General features: G+C 34.8%; 13 protein-coding genes. 2 read left to right on the top strand and 11 right to left on the bottom strand.

Features of this window, described 5'->3' with window-relative positions; all coding sequences use genetic code 11:
• Positions 1-30: 30 nt before the first annotated feature.
• The 3 genes from EV200_RS04015 to EV200_RS04025 form a co-directional block, all read right to left on the bottom strand.
• Positions 31-2,733: a TonB-dependent receptor gene (locus EV200_RS04015; RefSeq protein WP_132529537.1), complete on the bottom strand. Its 2,703-nt coding sequence runs from the start codon at positions 2,731-2,733 to the stop codon at positions 31-33.
• Entirely contained in the window at positions 2,717-2,950 is a 234-nt protein-coding gene (locus tag EV200_RS04020; RefSeq protein ID WP_029287857.1) for a DUF1456 family protein, read from the bottom strand. The genes EV200_RS04015 and EV200_RS04020 overlap by 17 nt, the downstream gene beginning before the upstream one ends.
• A 77-nt stretch (positions 2,951-3,027) precedes the next feature.
• Complete coding sequence (locus EV200_RS04025) at positions 3,028-4,332, bottom strand: DEAD/DEAH box helicase (RefSeq protein ID WP_132529538.1); 1,305 nt, start codon at positions 4,330-4,332, stop codon at positions 3,028-3,030.
• A 479-nt stretch (positions 4,333-4,811) separates the two neighbouring features.
• Between EV200_RS04025 and EV200_RS04030 the strand changes: the two genes are divergently transcribed.
• Together EV200_RS04030 and EV200_RS04035 are read left to right on the top strand one after the other, a co-directional pair.
• Entirely contained in the window at positions 4,812-5,285 is a 474-nt protein-coding gene (locus EV200_RS04030) for a ribonuclease H-like YkuK family protein (RefSeq protein ID WP_132529539.1), read from the top strand.
• Positions 5,286-5,873: 588 nt separating this feature from the next.
• Positions 5,874-6,341 carry an SRPBCC family protein gene (locus EV200_RS04035; protein ID WP_132529540.1) on the top strand — a complete coding sequence of 156 codons (468 nt, stop codon included), beginning with the start codon at positions 5,874-5,876 and terminating at the stop codon, positions 6,339-6,341.
• Between the two features lie 12 nt (positions 6,342-6,353).
• Here EV200_RS04035 and EV200_RS04040 read toward each other — a convergent pair whose 3' ends face one another.
• From EV200_RS04040 to EV200_RS04075, 8 genes are all read right to left on the bottom strand, one after another.
• Positions 6,354-6,932 (bottom strand): DUF4468 domain-containing protein, encoded by a 579-nt coding sequence (locus EV200_RS04040; RefSeq protein WP_132529541.1) that lies wholly within the window; start codon positions 6,930-6,932, stop codon positions 6,354-6,356.
• Positions 6,933-7,018: 86 nt separating this feature from the next.
• Positions 7,019-8,035 carry a porin gene (locus EV200_RS04045; protein WP_132529542.1) on the bottom strand — a complete coding sequence of 339 codons (1,017 nt, stop codon included), beginning with the start codon at positions 8,033-8,035 and terminating at the stop codon, positions 7,019-7,021.
• Between the two features lie 38 nt (positions 8,036-8,073).
• The gene (locus tag EV200_RS04050) at positions 8,074-9,480 is read right to left on the bottom strand and encodes an ammonium transporter (RefSeq protein ID WP_132529543.1); all 1,407 of its coding nucleotides are present in this window, start codon (positions 9,478-9,480) and stop codon (positions 8,074-8,076) included.
• Between the two features lie 342 nt (positions 9,481-9,822).
• The gene (locus tag EV200_RS04055) at positions 9,823-10,773 is read right to left on the bottom strand and encodes a TIGR01212 family radical SAM protein (protein WP_132529544.1); all 951 of its coding nucleotides are present in this window, start codon (positions 10,771-10,773) and stop codon (positions 9,823-9,825) included.
• A gap of 271 nt (positions 10,774-11,044) precedes the next feature.
• Complete coding sequence (locus tag EV200_RS04060; RefSeq protein WP_132529545.1) at positions 11,045-11,623, bottom strand: hypothetical protein; 579 nt, start codon at positions 11,621-11,623, stop codon at positions 11,045-11,047.
• A gap of 17 nt (positions 11,624-11,640) precedes the next feature.
• On the bottom strand, positions 11,641-11,961 hold the full coding sequence (locus EV200_RS04065) for a hypothetical protein (RefSeq protein WP_132529546.1): 321 nt from the start codon (positions 11,959-11,961) through the stop codon (positions 11,641-11,643).
• Positions 11,962-12,310: 349 nt separating this feature from the next.
• Positions 12,311-12,757 carry a tetratricopeptide repeat protein gene (locus tag EV200_RS04070; RefSeq protein WP_132529547.1) on the bottom strand — a complete coding sequence of 149 codons (447 nt, stop codon included), beginning with the start codon at positions 12,755-12,757 and terminating at the stop codon, positions 12,311-12,313.
• Positions 12,758-13,295: 538 nt separating this feature from the next.
• Entirely contained in the window at positions 13,296-14,636 is a 1,341-nt protein-coding gene (locus EV200_RS04075; RefSeq protein ID WP_132529548.1) for a PAAR-like protein, read from the bottom strand.

The raw sequence follows: 14,636 nt of genomic DNA on the forward strand, positions 1-14,636 counted from the left end.
TAACTAAATGCTAAAATAACAATTATATGGCTAATACGATTCTTCTCTGTCATCATTATCGAACGCTACTGATTTGCCTCTTTTATTTCCAAACTGGCTGAGGTTATAAATCAAGGTAGCCTGTACAAAGCGGCTGATGAAACGTGTTCTATTTTCTGATATGGAATTATTGGTGATACTCGTGCTAAAAAGTGCGCCCTGGTTAAATAAATCATTAGCCTGAACAGAAAAGACAAGTTTATTACCTTTTAGGAATGACGTGTTTACACCCATATTCACGAGCAAAGGATTTCCAGCGTATAAACTATAGCCAAAATTTAAACTTTTAGAGGCTGATGCATTTACCCTAAAACGCTTAGTTGGAATCCAGCTGGCGCTGCCATTTAAAGCCAGTACCTGAATATTTTTAATATTCTGATTCATAACAGAATAGGTATTGGAGCTAAAACTATAGGACACACTGGTATTTAAAGCATATTTCTTCTCATTGAGGTTAAACCTGAATGCGTTTGAAATATTGATTCCACTGCTGCGGTTTAATACATTATCTGTATAAAAAACATTGCGGTTGTAAGCCACATTCCCATTAACAGATAAAGAAAGTTTATTGGTCAGCAATCTTTTATTAAACGAGTAATTTCCACCCAGGTTATAAACACCGTTAACATTTTCATAGGTAGTTTGCTGTTTTAAACTGCTTAATGTATCCCTCAGAAAAACTGTATTACTCACCACACTATTAATGGCAAAGGTTCCGGTTAAACCAACCATAATGCTTAAGCCAGATTTAACTCCAAATTTATTGTAGCTTAAATCGGCAGTGTGGTTGGAAGTGGCCTTTAAATCTGGATTACCAATGATGAGGTTTTGAACATCGTTATTATTTCTGATCGGCTGCAGCTTATTAAAATCAGGCGCATTGGTCGCGCCACTATATCCAAAACTCAGGTTACCTTCATTCTTCAACTGGTAACTGAGATTCGCTGATGGCGAGTAATTAAATTGATATTTTCTTAACTCGAGCCCTGTATTGCGATACCTGCCAAGAATGATACTAGGTGTAAAATTAAGCCCAAAATTATAACTGATCAGCTTATTATTCATATTATAGCTGACACCAAAGTTTTGATTGATAAAGCTCGACACATAATCCTGTCCGAGCGAATCTACCACAAAACTGTTTCCAAGCAGATTGGTGACAGTGGTGGCTTGCGCATGTTGACTTCTATTAACGGAAAAACGATAAGTCAGATTCAAATAACCAGCACCCGTACTATCAGTTGCCTTTTTAAGTACATCCGAAAACTGGATGTTACCGCCTAAATCAGCACTTGAAGTATTGTTATTTACCAACCTGTTTAGTAGTGAATCTTTAACCAAAATATTAGTGGTTTCATTATAATAACGGATGATATCTTTAATTGTACTATTTGAATTTCCTTTACCCGTTCCAAAATTAAAACCGATAGATAGCGATTGCTTAGGGTTGGCCAAACGCCTGGACCAATTCACATTACCGCTTAAGTTTGCATTGTTATTTTTTGAAGCAGCATCCGAGATCAGATCTTGCCTGATGTATCCAGTTTTATTGGAGTTAATAATGGCCTCATTCCTGGTATCAGTTATTGTACCGATGAGTGAAGCATTAAAATAATTCTTCTTTGTAGAGCCATTTAAGCCCAAATTGATATTATTATTGAGAGAATTAGAATTATTATCACTTTGTCTTAAATCATAGATGGTACCTTGTGGATTATAAGTTTCCAGGTAAGTATTTTGAACAGATTTATTGGCGCCCCTACTCAGGCTATATCCACCATTGTAACTAAGAGCTTTTGAAACTTTTTCCCTGATATTGCCGTTCAGGGAGCCATTATCAGTTTTAGTAAATTCATTATTCGTGATGCCATAGCGAGTGCCCAAACCAATCTGTTTTGTTTTATTCCAAATGTTCCCATTTACACTAACATTATTGGCATTATTAGTGGCAGAACTTGCATTTGCATTCCCAAACAAACCTTTATCCTTCCCAGGCTTAGTCACCAGGTTTAACATTTTGATAGGTGTTCCAATTTTAATTCCGGTAAAATTAGCCTGATCGCCATAATCATCAATAACCTGAAGCTTGGCTATAATATCAGCTGGCAACTGCCTGATATAATCCTCCACATTATTGGTAAAAAAATCTTCGCCATTAACCCGGAGTTTAGTCATTTTCTTGCCCATAGCCGTTACGCTACCTTTATCATCAACCTCAATCCCCTGCAGCTGCTTCAGCAAATCTTCCACCTTATCATTTTCTCTTATGGTATAAGCACCGGCATTATATTCAATGGTATCCTTTTTGATTTTGATGGGATTTACTTTTACTTTAACCTCCACATCTGCCAAATGGATGGCTTCTGTTTTAAGCAAGATGGATTCCAGAATTAAGCTCTTTTTTGATTGTTCAGCTTCATAAATTGATGCAAAGGGTTTGTAGCCCAATGCCGTAATGGAGAGATAAAATTTAGATGACTTAACTTTTGAAAAGGTAAAGTTACCTTTGGCATCAGAGGTTGTGCGAAGTGTATCCTCAGCCATAATTAAGCGAATACCAGCACCCTCAATGGGAATTTTTAGAGAATCAATTATTTGTCCGCTGATTTTTATCGGCGACTGAGCGAGAGCGTTAAGAGAGAAAGTAAGAAATAAAAAAAATATTAAAAAGCATAAATTATTGCTTTTTCTCATCCCTCGGACCTCTTTTGTAAATCACCAGACCATTTAAAAAATTACGCAGAATCTGGTCGCCGCAAGGTTTAAAATTCTCGTGATCTTCATTTCTGAAAATATCACCCAACTCTGCTTTGGTTACTTTAAAACCAACCAGATCACAAATGGTAATGATATCATCTGTTTTTAATGATAATGCTACTCTAAGTTTTTTTAATATATCGTTGTTACTCATGTTATTTTAATTATTGAATTGGAAAGGGATTAAGTGAAGCGAAAGGTGCTAAATGAACCTATGACTAATAAACTACCTCAACTCGCTACTTCTAATTTAAGCTTCTTTCCTTTAATTTTCTCGTTACTCAAAACCTTCAGCAAGTTTTCAACTTTGTTACGCTTTACGGCAACATAACTGGCAGAATCTTTTACTTCAATTAATCCAAGATCATCTTTCTCCAGTTCACCTTTTTTAAGGAAAACACCTACAATGTCGATCTTATTAATTTTATCTTTTTTCCCGTTTGGTATATATAACGTAACCCAATCACTGGCTTCAGGCAATTTATAATGCTGTGATAAGTCCTCTTCCTCAATATCTTCAGGCAAGTATTTATAATTTTCTTCAGGTGTAATCACTAAGTATGCTGTACCTTTTGCATTCATTCGTGCCGTCCTTCCATTTCTATGGATGTAAGAATCTTCCGTGTATGGCAATTGATAATGTACAATATATTCCACCTCAGGGATATCTAATCCCCTGGCCGCCAAATCAGTGGTGATTAAAATCTTATGACTGCCATTTCTGAATTTAAGCAATGCCTTCTCCCGATCAAATTGTTCCATCCCCCCATGAAAAACATCATGTCCTAAACCATTTTCAAAAAGCAAATCACTAATCCGGTCAACAGTTTCCCGGTGATTGCAAAAAACCAGTGTATTCTTGCTGCCTATTTTACTTAAGAGCTTAAATAAAGCGTCCAGTTTATCAGGTGCAGGTACTGTTATTTTTTTCAGTTTTAAATCTGGCTTAATTTGAATATTCTTTGAAAAATCAATTTCAACAGGTTTGTTCAGCTTAACAAAAGCTGGAATTTCTTCCATTTTAGTCGCAGAAGTCAGTATTCGTTGTTTTAATGAATATAGAGATCCAATAATATATGACATATCTTTTTCGAAACCAAATTCTAAAGACTTATCAAATTCATCTAAAATTAGGGTTTCAATAAATGATTCGTCAAAATTATGATGTTCAAGATGGTAAGCAATTCGCCCAGGCGTTCCAATTAAAACAGCAGGTGGATGAGCCAGGTTATTTTTTTCAACCCGTACAGCATGTCCACCATAACAGCAGTTTACCTTAAAGGGCGTACCCATCTGCTTAAAAACCTGCTCAATTTGCAATGCAAGCTCTCTTGAAGGCACCAGAATCAGCGATTGTACGCCCTTTACATCGGCTTTTAAACTGGCAATTAATGGTAGTAGAAAGGCCAAAGTTTTGCCAGAACCAGTTGGTGCGATTAATAAAATATCGCTACCCAGTTTTCCTTGCTTAAGGGCTATTTCCTGCATTTCGTTAAGTGCAGTAATGTTTAATCTTTTTAAGGCATTTTCTATCATTAAGCCAAAGATAAACATTTCTCTGCCTCCCGGAAGTTACAAGGCCTTAGAACTTGAAAAACTTATTCTTAAATCTTTTCAAAAGAGAGAAATTCAATCTCTTTTCCAACAACAGTAACATATTCCCCCTCATGGAAATAGATGAATTTACTTTTTCTGTAACCAGATCTACGGATGACATAAATCTATCGCTTAATTCATCTGCAAATTTGTTAGCTCTACTATTTTGCAACATTTGAAATTCTTGAATCAATTCGGCTTTCATAACATTAAAATATTTAGTGAGATAATATAATATTAACGACGCATTGAAATATTTGTTTCAAAATCAGTTCATGATTCTAAATAAAACCAACTAACCTGTTGATAACTAACATTTTGTTAGCAAATAAACAACTTAACTTTAACACGCATTTAATTTAAAGCACTTAAATTTATAAAAAGCTGATTACCATTTATTAAACTCAATAAAACTGTGTATGACCTGGAAAAAATTTAATGGTGAAATTATTCAATCTTCTATCCATGAAGAAATTGAAAAATCTATTATCAGAGAAACAGAAAAAGGCTTTAAGCTTAAAGTTTGTATCGGAACCGACTCACAGGTTAAAGGTGCCATCACCGATTTTGCAACGGTAATTGTATTGCTTCGAGAGCATCACGGAGGTTTCATGTACATCCATCAGGAAAAGAGCACGCAACAGGTGAGCATTAAGGAAAGAATGCTGGTAGAAGTTCAAAAATCTATTGAAATAGCCTACTCAATTTGCGATTTACTTGATGTTTATGATGTGGCACTGGAAGTACATGCAGACATCAACACCAATCCCTTATTCAAATCGAACAAAGCACTTAATGATGCCATGGGATATATTATGAGCATGGGCTTTATTTTTAAGGCTAAACCTGAAGCTTTTGCCAGCTCTACCTGTGCCGATAAAATGGTGCATTAGAGATCTAGTTATAATAGCTTTGACTACTTTAATGATCTAATTGCATTTGCAACTTTACTTAAGCAAACTTTGCGGTTAGAGAAATAATACAAATATCAGCGTATTGAGATTGCTTCGTGCCTAGCAATGACGATCCCCCTAGTATGGATTTTTATAATGATACATTTGCTTATACAACCAGCTTTGCGTTCTTTGCGACTTTACTTAGCGAACTTTGCGGTTAGAGAAATAATATAAATATCAGCGTATTAAGATTGCTTTGTGCCTTACAACAATGACGATCCCCTTAGTATGGATTTTTATAATGATACATTTGCTTATACAACCAGCTTTGCGTTCTTTGCGACTTTACTTAGCGAACTTTGCGGTTAGAGAAATAATATAAATATCAGCGTATTAAGATTGCTTTGTGCCTTACAACAATGACGATCCCCTTAGTATGGATTTTTATAATGATACATTTGCTTATACAACCAACTTTGCGTTCTTTGCGACTTTACTTAGCGAACTTTGCGGTTAAAGCCCATAAATAATCTAAGTTATCATCAACAAAATAGCATCTCTGCTGTTATGATTTAAAATAAAAACTTGAAAACATACCGATTAGAATTTGAACAAAAACTGCCAGTCGATTTAGACACGGCCTGGGATTTCTTTTCGTCTCCCTTAAATCTTGCTGAGATTACGCCAAAAGATATGACTTTTGATGTAACTTCCCCAAATATGGAACAAACGAAGATGTATCCCGGAATGATCATCACCTATAAAGTTTCGCCACTGTTCGGCATTAAGCTAGACTGGATGACTGAGATTACACATGTAGTTGACAAGAAATACTTTATTGATGAGCAACGCTTTGGCCCTTTTGCTTTCTGGCATCACCAGCATCATTTTAGCGAGATTGAAAATGGAATTTTAATGCAAGATATTTTACACTATGCTATAGGCTATGGGCCAATTGGTAAAATTGCCAATGCCGTTACCGTACATAAAAAGATTCATTCTATTTTTGATTTCAGGTTTAAAAAGGTAGAGGAAGTTTTTGGTAAGCTTTAATAAGTGAATGGCTTACCACTTTTTAGTGGAAATGACTTCTGCAGGTTTTGATGTTTTTTTAACTGTTGCATCAGTTGCTAAAAATTTCTTTAAACTTTCTCCAAGCTTTTCCACTTTAAGGTAAGCTGCAGCTTGAATATCCTTCCATTCGCCTGCAGTAAGTTTATCCACTTTTTTTTCTAAAGGTGAGCCAATATTTGTAATGGGAACAAAATTCCCGTACCGATCTCTTTGATATGGAATAAATTTAAAGTCAGTGAACCAAAACCTGTATTTATTATCCTTGGCTTCAAAAGTTAGGTTATACATGATTTCTCCACTAGGATGCCCTACTACTAAAACTGTTTTATCAATCACTAATTTTCCTTTTGCAGTTAAGGAAGAATCCGTTTGACTTTCAGTCTGAACCGTTTTTTTCTGTGTGGCAATGAAATTTTTAGCACGTTGTAACAGTACATCTTTACTTATCTTTTGAGAATCAACAACTTTATAATAGATAAATTTACCATCATCAGCCGTGTCAAACTGTTTTTGTTGTGCACATAAGGTAATCGAAAATAAAGTGATCACCAGAAGTAAGCCGTATTTCATTGAATTAAATTAATGGGGTAATATTTAAAGGTAACAAAAAGCCGCCAGTTTGTTACTGGCGGCCTAATATTAAAAACAACTAAATTTTAAAAAGCATATACTGCTGCTAAAGAAAACTGGCCAGCATTTGGCGCCGCCATTCCATTTTCTTTTACAAAAGGCTTATTGCCACTGTGGTCTAATCTTACCTCTGGAATAAAGGTTAATCCGCCTGATTTGATATTTGCAGTGAAAGTTACAGCCGTGTATTTATCTCCTGCTACTCCGGCCACTTCTTTATATTTAAAATATTCACCTCTTAATCCAAGCGTTACAGCATCTGCAACAGCAAATTGTGGATAAAGTGCAGCACCAGCATAACCACCTCCATCGTTATCGATATCATAATTAGCAGCATTTAAACCCAATTTAAATTTACTGGTAATTTGATATGATGTGGTCAGGTCTTCAATAGTTCCATATCCACCGCCACCCGCACCAGACAATACATTCAGGTAAGCCGTCCAGCCTTCAACAGGAGCAATCATCAACTGACCGCCAACGCTCGAAACACCACGTGTAGCCGTATAAACATTCCAATCGTTAAATAAACCCGCCATTAAACTTACTTTATCAGAGAATTTATAAGTTGCCTTGATTCCTGCGTTCTGGAATGGACCATTGGTGAATAAATAAGAAGTAGAATAGTTAAAGTTACCTACCGGCGAAATTACTTCATAACCGATAAATGTACCCATATAACCTGCTGTCATTGAAAATTTATCCGTAAAATCATAATTCACATAAAGGTTTTGAATATGGAAGGAAGAAACATCTTCAGAAGCATTAGGAATAGACTGCGCTTGCCCACGTGGACCAAATGAAAGCTCTCCAACAAATGAAGCTTTACCTGTTTTCTTTTTAAGTACCAAATCAATCATTCCTAATGAGACCGAATTATGATCTGAAGCAAATGAGGTTTTAATATTTGGTTTTTTAGCAAAATCGTATTTAAAATAGGTATCAACCGACCCTGAAATTTCAAGAGGTGATGTTGGTGTCTCTTGAGCAAAGGCACACGTAGTGCTGGCCATAGTAAATACAGCAGTTAAAAATTTCTTCATGTTTGAGCTATTGGGGTTTAGATATAAAGTTTTTTGGTTTAAGAAATGGATTCCGTTAAGGGGCTGTTTCTTTCGATATAAATCGCTCTTTCTTCAACCAATAAGGTTCCCTGAGAGTATTTCTCATTGTGTTGTGATTCATCAAGACCCATTTCTTCTTCTTCTTCAGATACACGGATCGGCTGAATCAGGTTGATAAATTTGAAAATCACGAATGATACCACAAAACTAAACACAATAACAATGGCCGCACCCTTCAACTGTGTAAAGAAGAATTCTGGATTGCCGTAAAACAAACCATCGTTACCCAAGCTATTCACCGTTTTTGTAGCGAAAACACCTGTTAAAATCATGCCTACGATACCGCCTACACCATGACAAGGAAATACATCTAAAGTATCATCTAAACTTGTTTTTTGTTTCCATGAAACAACCAGGTTAGAAATAACCGCAGCAATTACACCGATAAATATACTGGATGGAATACTTACAAAACCTGCACCTGGCGTAATGGCTACTAAACCAACTACTGCACCAATACAGAAACCTAAAACTGAAGGTTTTTTACCTCTTGCTACATCAAAAAACATCCATGATAAACCAGCAGCACCAGCAGCAGTATTGGTGGTTAAGAAAGCAGAAACGGCTAAACTACTAGCTCCCAATGCAGAACCCGCATTAAAACCAAACCAACCAAACCATAATAAACCTGTACCAATTAATACATATGGAATATTTGCAGGCGGAACTTCTTTATGCTCCATGTGCGATTTTCTACGTTTCAAAACCAATGCTCCGGCCAAAGCTGCCATACCCGCAGAGATATGCACTACAGTACCACCAGCAAAGTCTAACACACCCATTTTTAATAAGAAACCTTCTGGATGCCATGTCCAATGTGCCAATGGCGAATAAACGAACACTGCAAATAATACAATAAATAAAATATAAGAAGTAAAACGAATACGCTCGGCAACAGCACCTACAACCAAACCTGGTGTAATAATGGCGAACATCAATTGAAATACTGCAAATAAGGAAAGTGGAATAGTTAAGTCTGAGCCACCTTGTAAATGTGGCGCACCTGAATTTACATTTTTAAAGAATAAAAAGGTTGATGGATTTCCGATAAAACCGCCAATAGTATCACCAAAGGCTAAACTGAAACCGACAACAATCCACAGTACCGTAATTACACCTGCAGCAACTACGCTTTTAATCATGGTAGAGAGTACATTTTTTCTATGTACCATACCGCCGTAGAAAAATGCCAGACCCGGGGTCATTAAAAAAACCAATGCGGAAGCAATTAAAATAAATGCCATATCCGGACCACTGTATTTTCCTTCATCGAAATTTGGTAGAAGCGGAATAAATAAGGCGAGAATCGCGACAATCATCAAGATCAAGAATGGCGCATACTGTTTTAGTGAAAGTTTAGTCATCTTTTTTAGTTTGTTTTGCTTGTTGATATAAATAGTTTAATTATTTCCGAATTATTTTCATAAAAATACAACATATTGAATTTTTTACACCATAAAATGATAATTTTCTAACAAAAACATTAAATTTTTATAAAACAATAAGAATTAAACCGTTTTAAATATTAATTCAGGAAAAAACATCTCTAATTAATAGCAGTTTTTAATAAAATTAAAATGAACATATTTAAGTAATCCATACAGATCTAGGCATATATTGTATAATTTCCAGAGATAAAACACCTTATAACCAAAAAAACCTATGAAAAAATCATAAGTTTTGATAAAATTTATGAAAAATTTAAGTTATTGAGGTAAATACGAGGATCCTTGCACAATCCCCCTTTTTTCCAACTCTTTATCCATATGCGTTTGAATGGCCGATTTATTTAGTCCCCAATTCGGTGCAATTAATAAATCCCAGTCGGAAATACCAAAAAGTCTTTGAATTACAATATCCGGACGTAGCATTGGGATTAATTCACAAAGTAAATCGGTATACTCTTCCAAAGTGAAAAGTTTAAATGGTTCTTTTTTATATTTCGCCCCCATTATTGAACCTTCCACTACATGCAGATGGTGAAATTTAACAAACTTAATTTGCGGAAAACGGTTGATTTCATGAATATAACCATACATCTGTTCTTTGGTTTCCCATGGGAAACCAAAAATGGTATGCACACATAGATCTAATTTGCTGTCTTTCAGTAATTCTACCGCAGCTACAAATTCACCATGGCTGCAACCTCTATTAATCTGATTGAGCGTTTCATCGTAAATGGATTCCATTCCCATTTCCAAATCAACATCAAAGCGATCGGCATAACTTTCCAGTAATGCCACCTTTTCTGCATCAATACAATCTGGTCGGGTACCCACAGAAAAACCAACAATATCTTCGGTATTTACGGATAAAGCCTCATCATACATCATCTTTAAATAATGTACTGGCGCATAGGTATTGGTATTGGGTTGAAAGTACACAATATACTTATCTGCACGGTAAGATGCTTTGGCCCTGGTCATGCCCTCAATCAGCTGATCTTTGATATTAGGATTTTGCCTGGAAGGCTCTGGTGTAAAAGAATCAACATTACAATAGGTACAACCGCCAAAACCTTTGCTTCCATCTCGGTTAGGGCAAGTGAAACCACCATCTACAATTACTTTAAATACGCGCTGCCCTTTATATTTCTCACGTAAATATGTACCGTAATTCCTATATCCCTTTATGCCTAAATCTACCAGTGTTCCCATTGGCTGCAAAAATACGCTTTTTGAACGAAACCTGGAATTAGACTGAGAGGTGAGAAATAAGATGTGAGATTAGGCATACATTTAGCGTGCAGCAACGAATAACTCTTTAAAAGTTTTAAGATGGTTTTGAATTATGTTTTTCATTTATCAGCCTTCTTACCGAAAATCTTTTCGAAATCAGATTTGCTTTTTACGTAGGATAAGTAATTTATGATGTTGTAATACACCTATCGCTTGTGATATTTGCTTATTCACTTACAGACTGTAACTATTATTTCTTTTCAAACCTCTCTTGAAATTCTTCTTTTGGCATAATGTAGGTTAAGTACTGTTCAACATTATATTTAAATTGATTTTCAGTAACATCAACATTCCAACCATCTTCTGAACCCCGATTTTTGCTTATCGAACCTGGTAGATCCTCAACCACCCTGAAAACAGGAATTGGATTGTTTGGGGAACCATAATTATTACTATTTAGTTCATCTTTATTGACTGTTATTATTATTTTCTTTCCCCGTAAAGAAGTTGGAAAAGCAAGTCCTTTATCATCAGGGTAATTAAAAAAAGTAATCTCTAGATACTTGTTTATCGATTTTTCCCTAAAAAAAATTTTGTAAATACTTTCTTCTGGAGATAATAAAGATGTTTTATATTGAGTATCTCTAAAATCTAGCTGATTAGGAAATAAAATCCTTAGTTCTACACAATTATCAATATATATAGGAATCGCACTTTTTGAATTATTATCTTTTTTTTTGAAAAAATAGTTAATCCCATAAATTATTAAAGGAAATATTATTAATACTCCTATTGCCCAACCAATGGCTTGTGATATTTGCTTATTCATTTACAGAATCGTAAATATTATTTCTTTTCAAACCTCTCATGAAATTCTTCTTTCGGCATAATGTAAGTTAAGTACTGTTCAACATTATATTTAAATTGATTTTCAGTAATATCAACATTCCAACCATTTTCTGAACCCCGATTTTTACTTATCGAATCTGGTAGATCTTCAACCACCCTGAAAACCGGAATTGGATTGGCCTTTGTTCCAAATTTTAAATTTTTTAAATCATCTTTATTGATAGAAATAATTATTTTTTTGTTATCCAATGCGTCACTAAAAGACATTGATTTTATTAATGGGTAGTTAAAAAAAGTTATTTCTAAGTACTTATTCAAAGACGGTTCTTTAAATAAAATTTTGTATATACTTTCTTTTGGACTTAATAAGGATGTAGAATAATGCTTAAATGAAGTTGTATATTCAGGTTAGATAGGAAAATGTAATTTTATATTTTCACAATTTAACATGTAGGAATTAATCGCATGAGATGCGTTATTTTTATTTGGTTTAAAAATATAGCTAATCCCATAAATTATTAAAGGAAATACAACCAATACACCGATAGCTCAGCCAATTGCTTGTGATATTTACTTATTCATTTGTTTTTTCAAACCGCTTTTTAAATTCGTCTTTTGACATAATGTAAAGAAAATACCATTTGTTTTACACCCCAGAGTTTACCATTTACTTAAGATTAGCTTTTGCATCCTTACTTCCCAATATGGCTGCTTTTTGCCAGAATATTTTAGCACCATTTATATTATTTCGTTTTGCCAGAACAATACCAAGTTCATTATAAATTATCCTTTGATTTTTTTGATTATATAAATGAATTGAATCTACTGCCTTTTGTAGGTATTTCTCTGCGTTGTTTAGCTCTCCTTTCTTTAGATAATAACTACCAAGTGGTGCCGCCGCCTTGTAAAAACCTAAACCATAAGAAGTTTCTAATTCTCTTTTAGCGCTTTCTAAGTCAGAGTCAAGTAACTTAATACCTCTATCATATTGTATCTTCCCATTTACAATTTGATATTCTTCCATATTTGTACTAAGACTTTTTCTGGATATAACCATTATGATAAATACTGCTAAAACAATACATAAAGAGCCAATAATTACTTTGATTTTCATAGATTTCATATGATTAGAACTTCAATTGTTAGTCTGAGGATTAGAAAAAAATAAAATTCTTTAGGGAGATAAATCGCATAAGGGGTAAATTTCAAAACGATAAATAAACATAAAAATAGTAATGTAAAAAATATGATCGTTCTTGTTGAGGTATGATATGCAAATAAATCCCAGCGTAGTCTTCCTACATTTGGTTTATGATTTGTTACGTTAAATGCCACAATATTCTTATCGTCATTATCCTTTGTGTAAGGCTTTTCCATTATGTGGAAGTAAATAATATCTCCTGGTTTAGGTATGTTCTGCATCCACCACCGCAGATTTGGCTTAAAGGAAGAAGTTGTTTCAATAACTTTATTTTCTGAACATTGAACCTTTAAATGAAGTGTGGATTTATGATATCCAGTATTTTTTTTTATACATATTATTCTACCAAATAATAATTGAGTTTTTAAACTTTTGGTTACTGTAAAAAGTGAGAACAAATCTATTAATACCCAAAGCAAAATTATCAATATAATAAGTATCTTTATCATAATCAAATATCAGTTTCGATAACGTTTATTGAATTTCTTGCAGCTGCCTCACCTTCTAAAGAAGCTTCAAAATCCTTAATAGGTATTGTAAGTAACATATTAGTTAATATATTGTATGCTTCTATACCAAGTTCTAAAGGTGACGGTAAGGCGTTTTTCAATGATGTTAATCCTTTACTTCTGGCTTGAGATAAATTGGTTCTATCCAACTGGCTACCTTCTTCTAAATCATATCTTTCTGTGTTATAATAACTACCCGAAGCATCACCTTGATGCTGTACATTGGAGGTTGAAGTGCGAGTTGGATTTCTTTCTTGTATTGAATTAGGATTACGATTTGTTGATCTATCCAATTCTGTTTCTTCTATAACACTACCATCTGGGTTTGTATGTATTCCAGTTCTTCTTTCATATTCCAAATCATAATAATTTGAAATATTTGGATCATGATCTTTTATAAGAATATCCGAAGCATCTGCAACGTAATCCGTCTCTCCTGCTGCATTTGGAACATCAAAAAAAGGCTCGTCAGATTGAGTAAGCTTATCGGCATTTTCTAACGTTTTACCATCGGCATAATCTGCCATAGGATATGAACTATTATCCTGTACGCCTTGATAAACTTCCCCTTTTACCCAATCAAATCCCTGACTGGCTCCATAGCCTGATAATAGCCAAGCTGCGCCCTCGCCAGCATAGATAAACGCTCCCTTCATACCGAATGTTCCATTTATCATTTTTATATTAGCAAAGAACGACGAACCGGCAGTAAATACTGTTGCTACACCTGCACTTAATAATGCTGAGCCAAGTATTATGCCACCAACATGGGTTAAAGTTGAAGCCACCTTTAAGTCCGTAAATTCATCAGCTGCTGCTTCGGAATAAAAAATCATAACATTACCGCCTAATAAACATGGGATTTTCGATTGCTCAATTAAAGCCTTTTGATTTTCTAATTTAACTTTCGGGTGAACCGGCATCCAATCACTTCCACTAGTTAACAAGGAACAAATACTAGGTGTCAACGCTGCTCCGGCACCTGCAACAGCTCCGCCAGCAGCAGCACCCGCACCAATAGCCATAGCTAATCCGACTCCAACTGCCCCACCACTTAAAATTGTAGCAGCAATAACAACTGCTGCTATTATTGCTCCAATAATTGCACCAGCAATAACCATTTTAGCACAAAAGAAATTACCGCTAAAACGATCATTAATTGTTGCTGCAAGTTTCCCATTGGCTATTTTTATCGTACTCTGACTTTTTACGAGCATCTGAGATTTTTTCATCCCATCCGTACATACTAAAAAAACTTCATTTGGAACATATCTTTGAGCCAT

Source organism: Pedobacter psychrotolerans (assembly GCF_004340665.1).
Taxonomy (GTDB): domain Bacteria; phylum Bacteroidota; class Bacteroidia; order Sphingobacteriales; family Sphingobacteriaceae; genus Pedobacter; species Pedobacter psychrotolerans.

Coding starts and splice junctions, on each gene's coding strand:
- EV200_RS04075 (WP_132529548.1), bottom strand. CDS start 14,636: ATGGCTCAAAGATATGTTCCAAATGAAGTTTTTTTAGTATGTACGGAT.
- EV200_RS04040 (WP_132529541.1), bottom strand. CDS start 6,932: ATGAAATACGGCTTACTTCTGGTGATCACTTTATTTTCGATTACCTTA.
- EV200_RS04055 (WP_132529544.1), bottom strand. CDS start 10,773: ATGGGAACACTGGTAGATTTAGGCATAAAGGGATATAGGAATTACGGT.
- EV200_RS04030 (WP_132529539.1), top strand. CDS start 4,812: ATGACCTGGAAAAAATTTAATGGTGAAATTATTCAATCTTCTATCCAT.
- EV200_RS04050 (WP_132529543.1), bottom strand. CDS start 9,480: ATGACTAAACTTTCACTAAAACAGTATGCGCCATTCTTGATCTTGATG.
- EV200_RS04025 (WP_132529538.1), bottom strand. CDS start 4,332: ATGATAGAAAATGCCTTAAAAAGATTAAACATTACTGCACTTAACGAA.
- EV200_RS04015 (WP_132529537.1), bottom strand. CDS start 2,733: ATGAGAAAAAGCAATAATTTATGCTTTTTAATATTTTTTTTATTTCTT.
- EV200_RS04070 (WP_132529547.1), bottom strand. CDS start 12,757: ATGAAAATCAAAGTAATTATTGGCTCTTTATGTATTGTTTTAGCAGTA.
- EV200_RS04020 (WP_029287857.1), bottom strand. CDS start 2,950: ATGAGTAACAACGATATATTAAAAAAACTTAGAGTAGCATTATCATTA.
- EV200_RS04045 (WP_132529542.1), bottom strand. CDS start 8,035: ATGAAGAAATTTTTAACTGCTGTATTTACTATGGCCAGCACTACGTGT.
- EV200_RS04060 (WP_132529545.1), bottom strand. CDS start 11,623: ATGAATAAGCAAATATCACAAGCCATTGGTTGGGCAATAGGAGTATTA.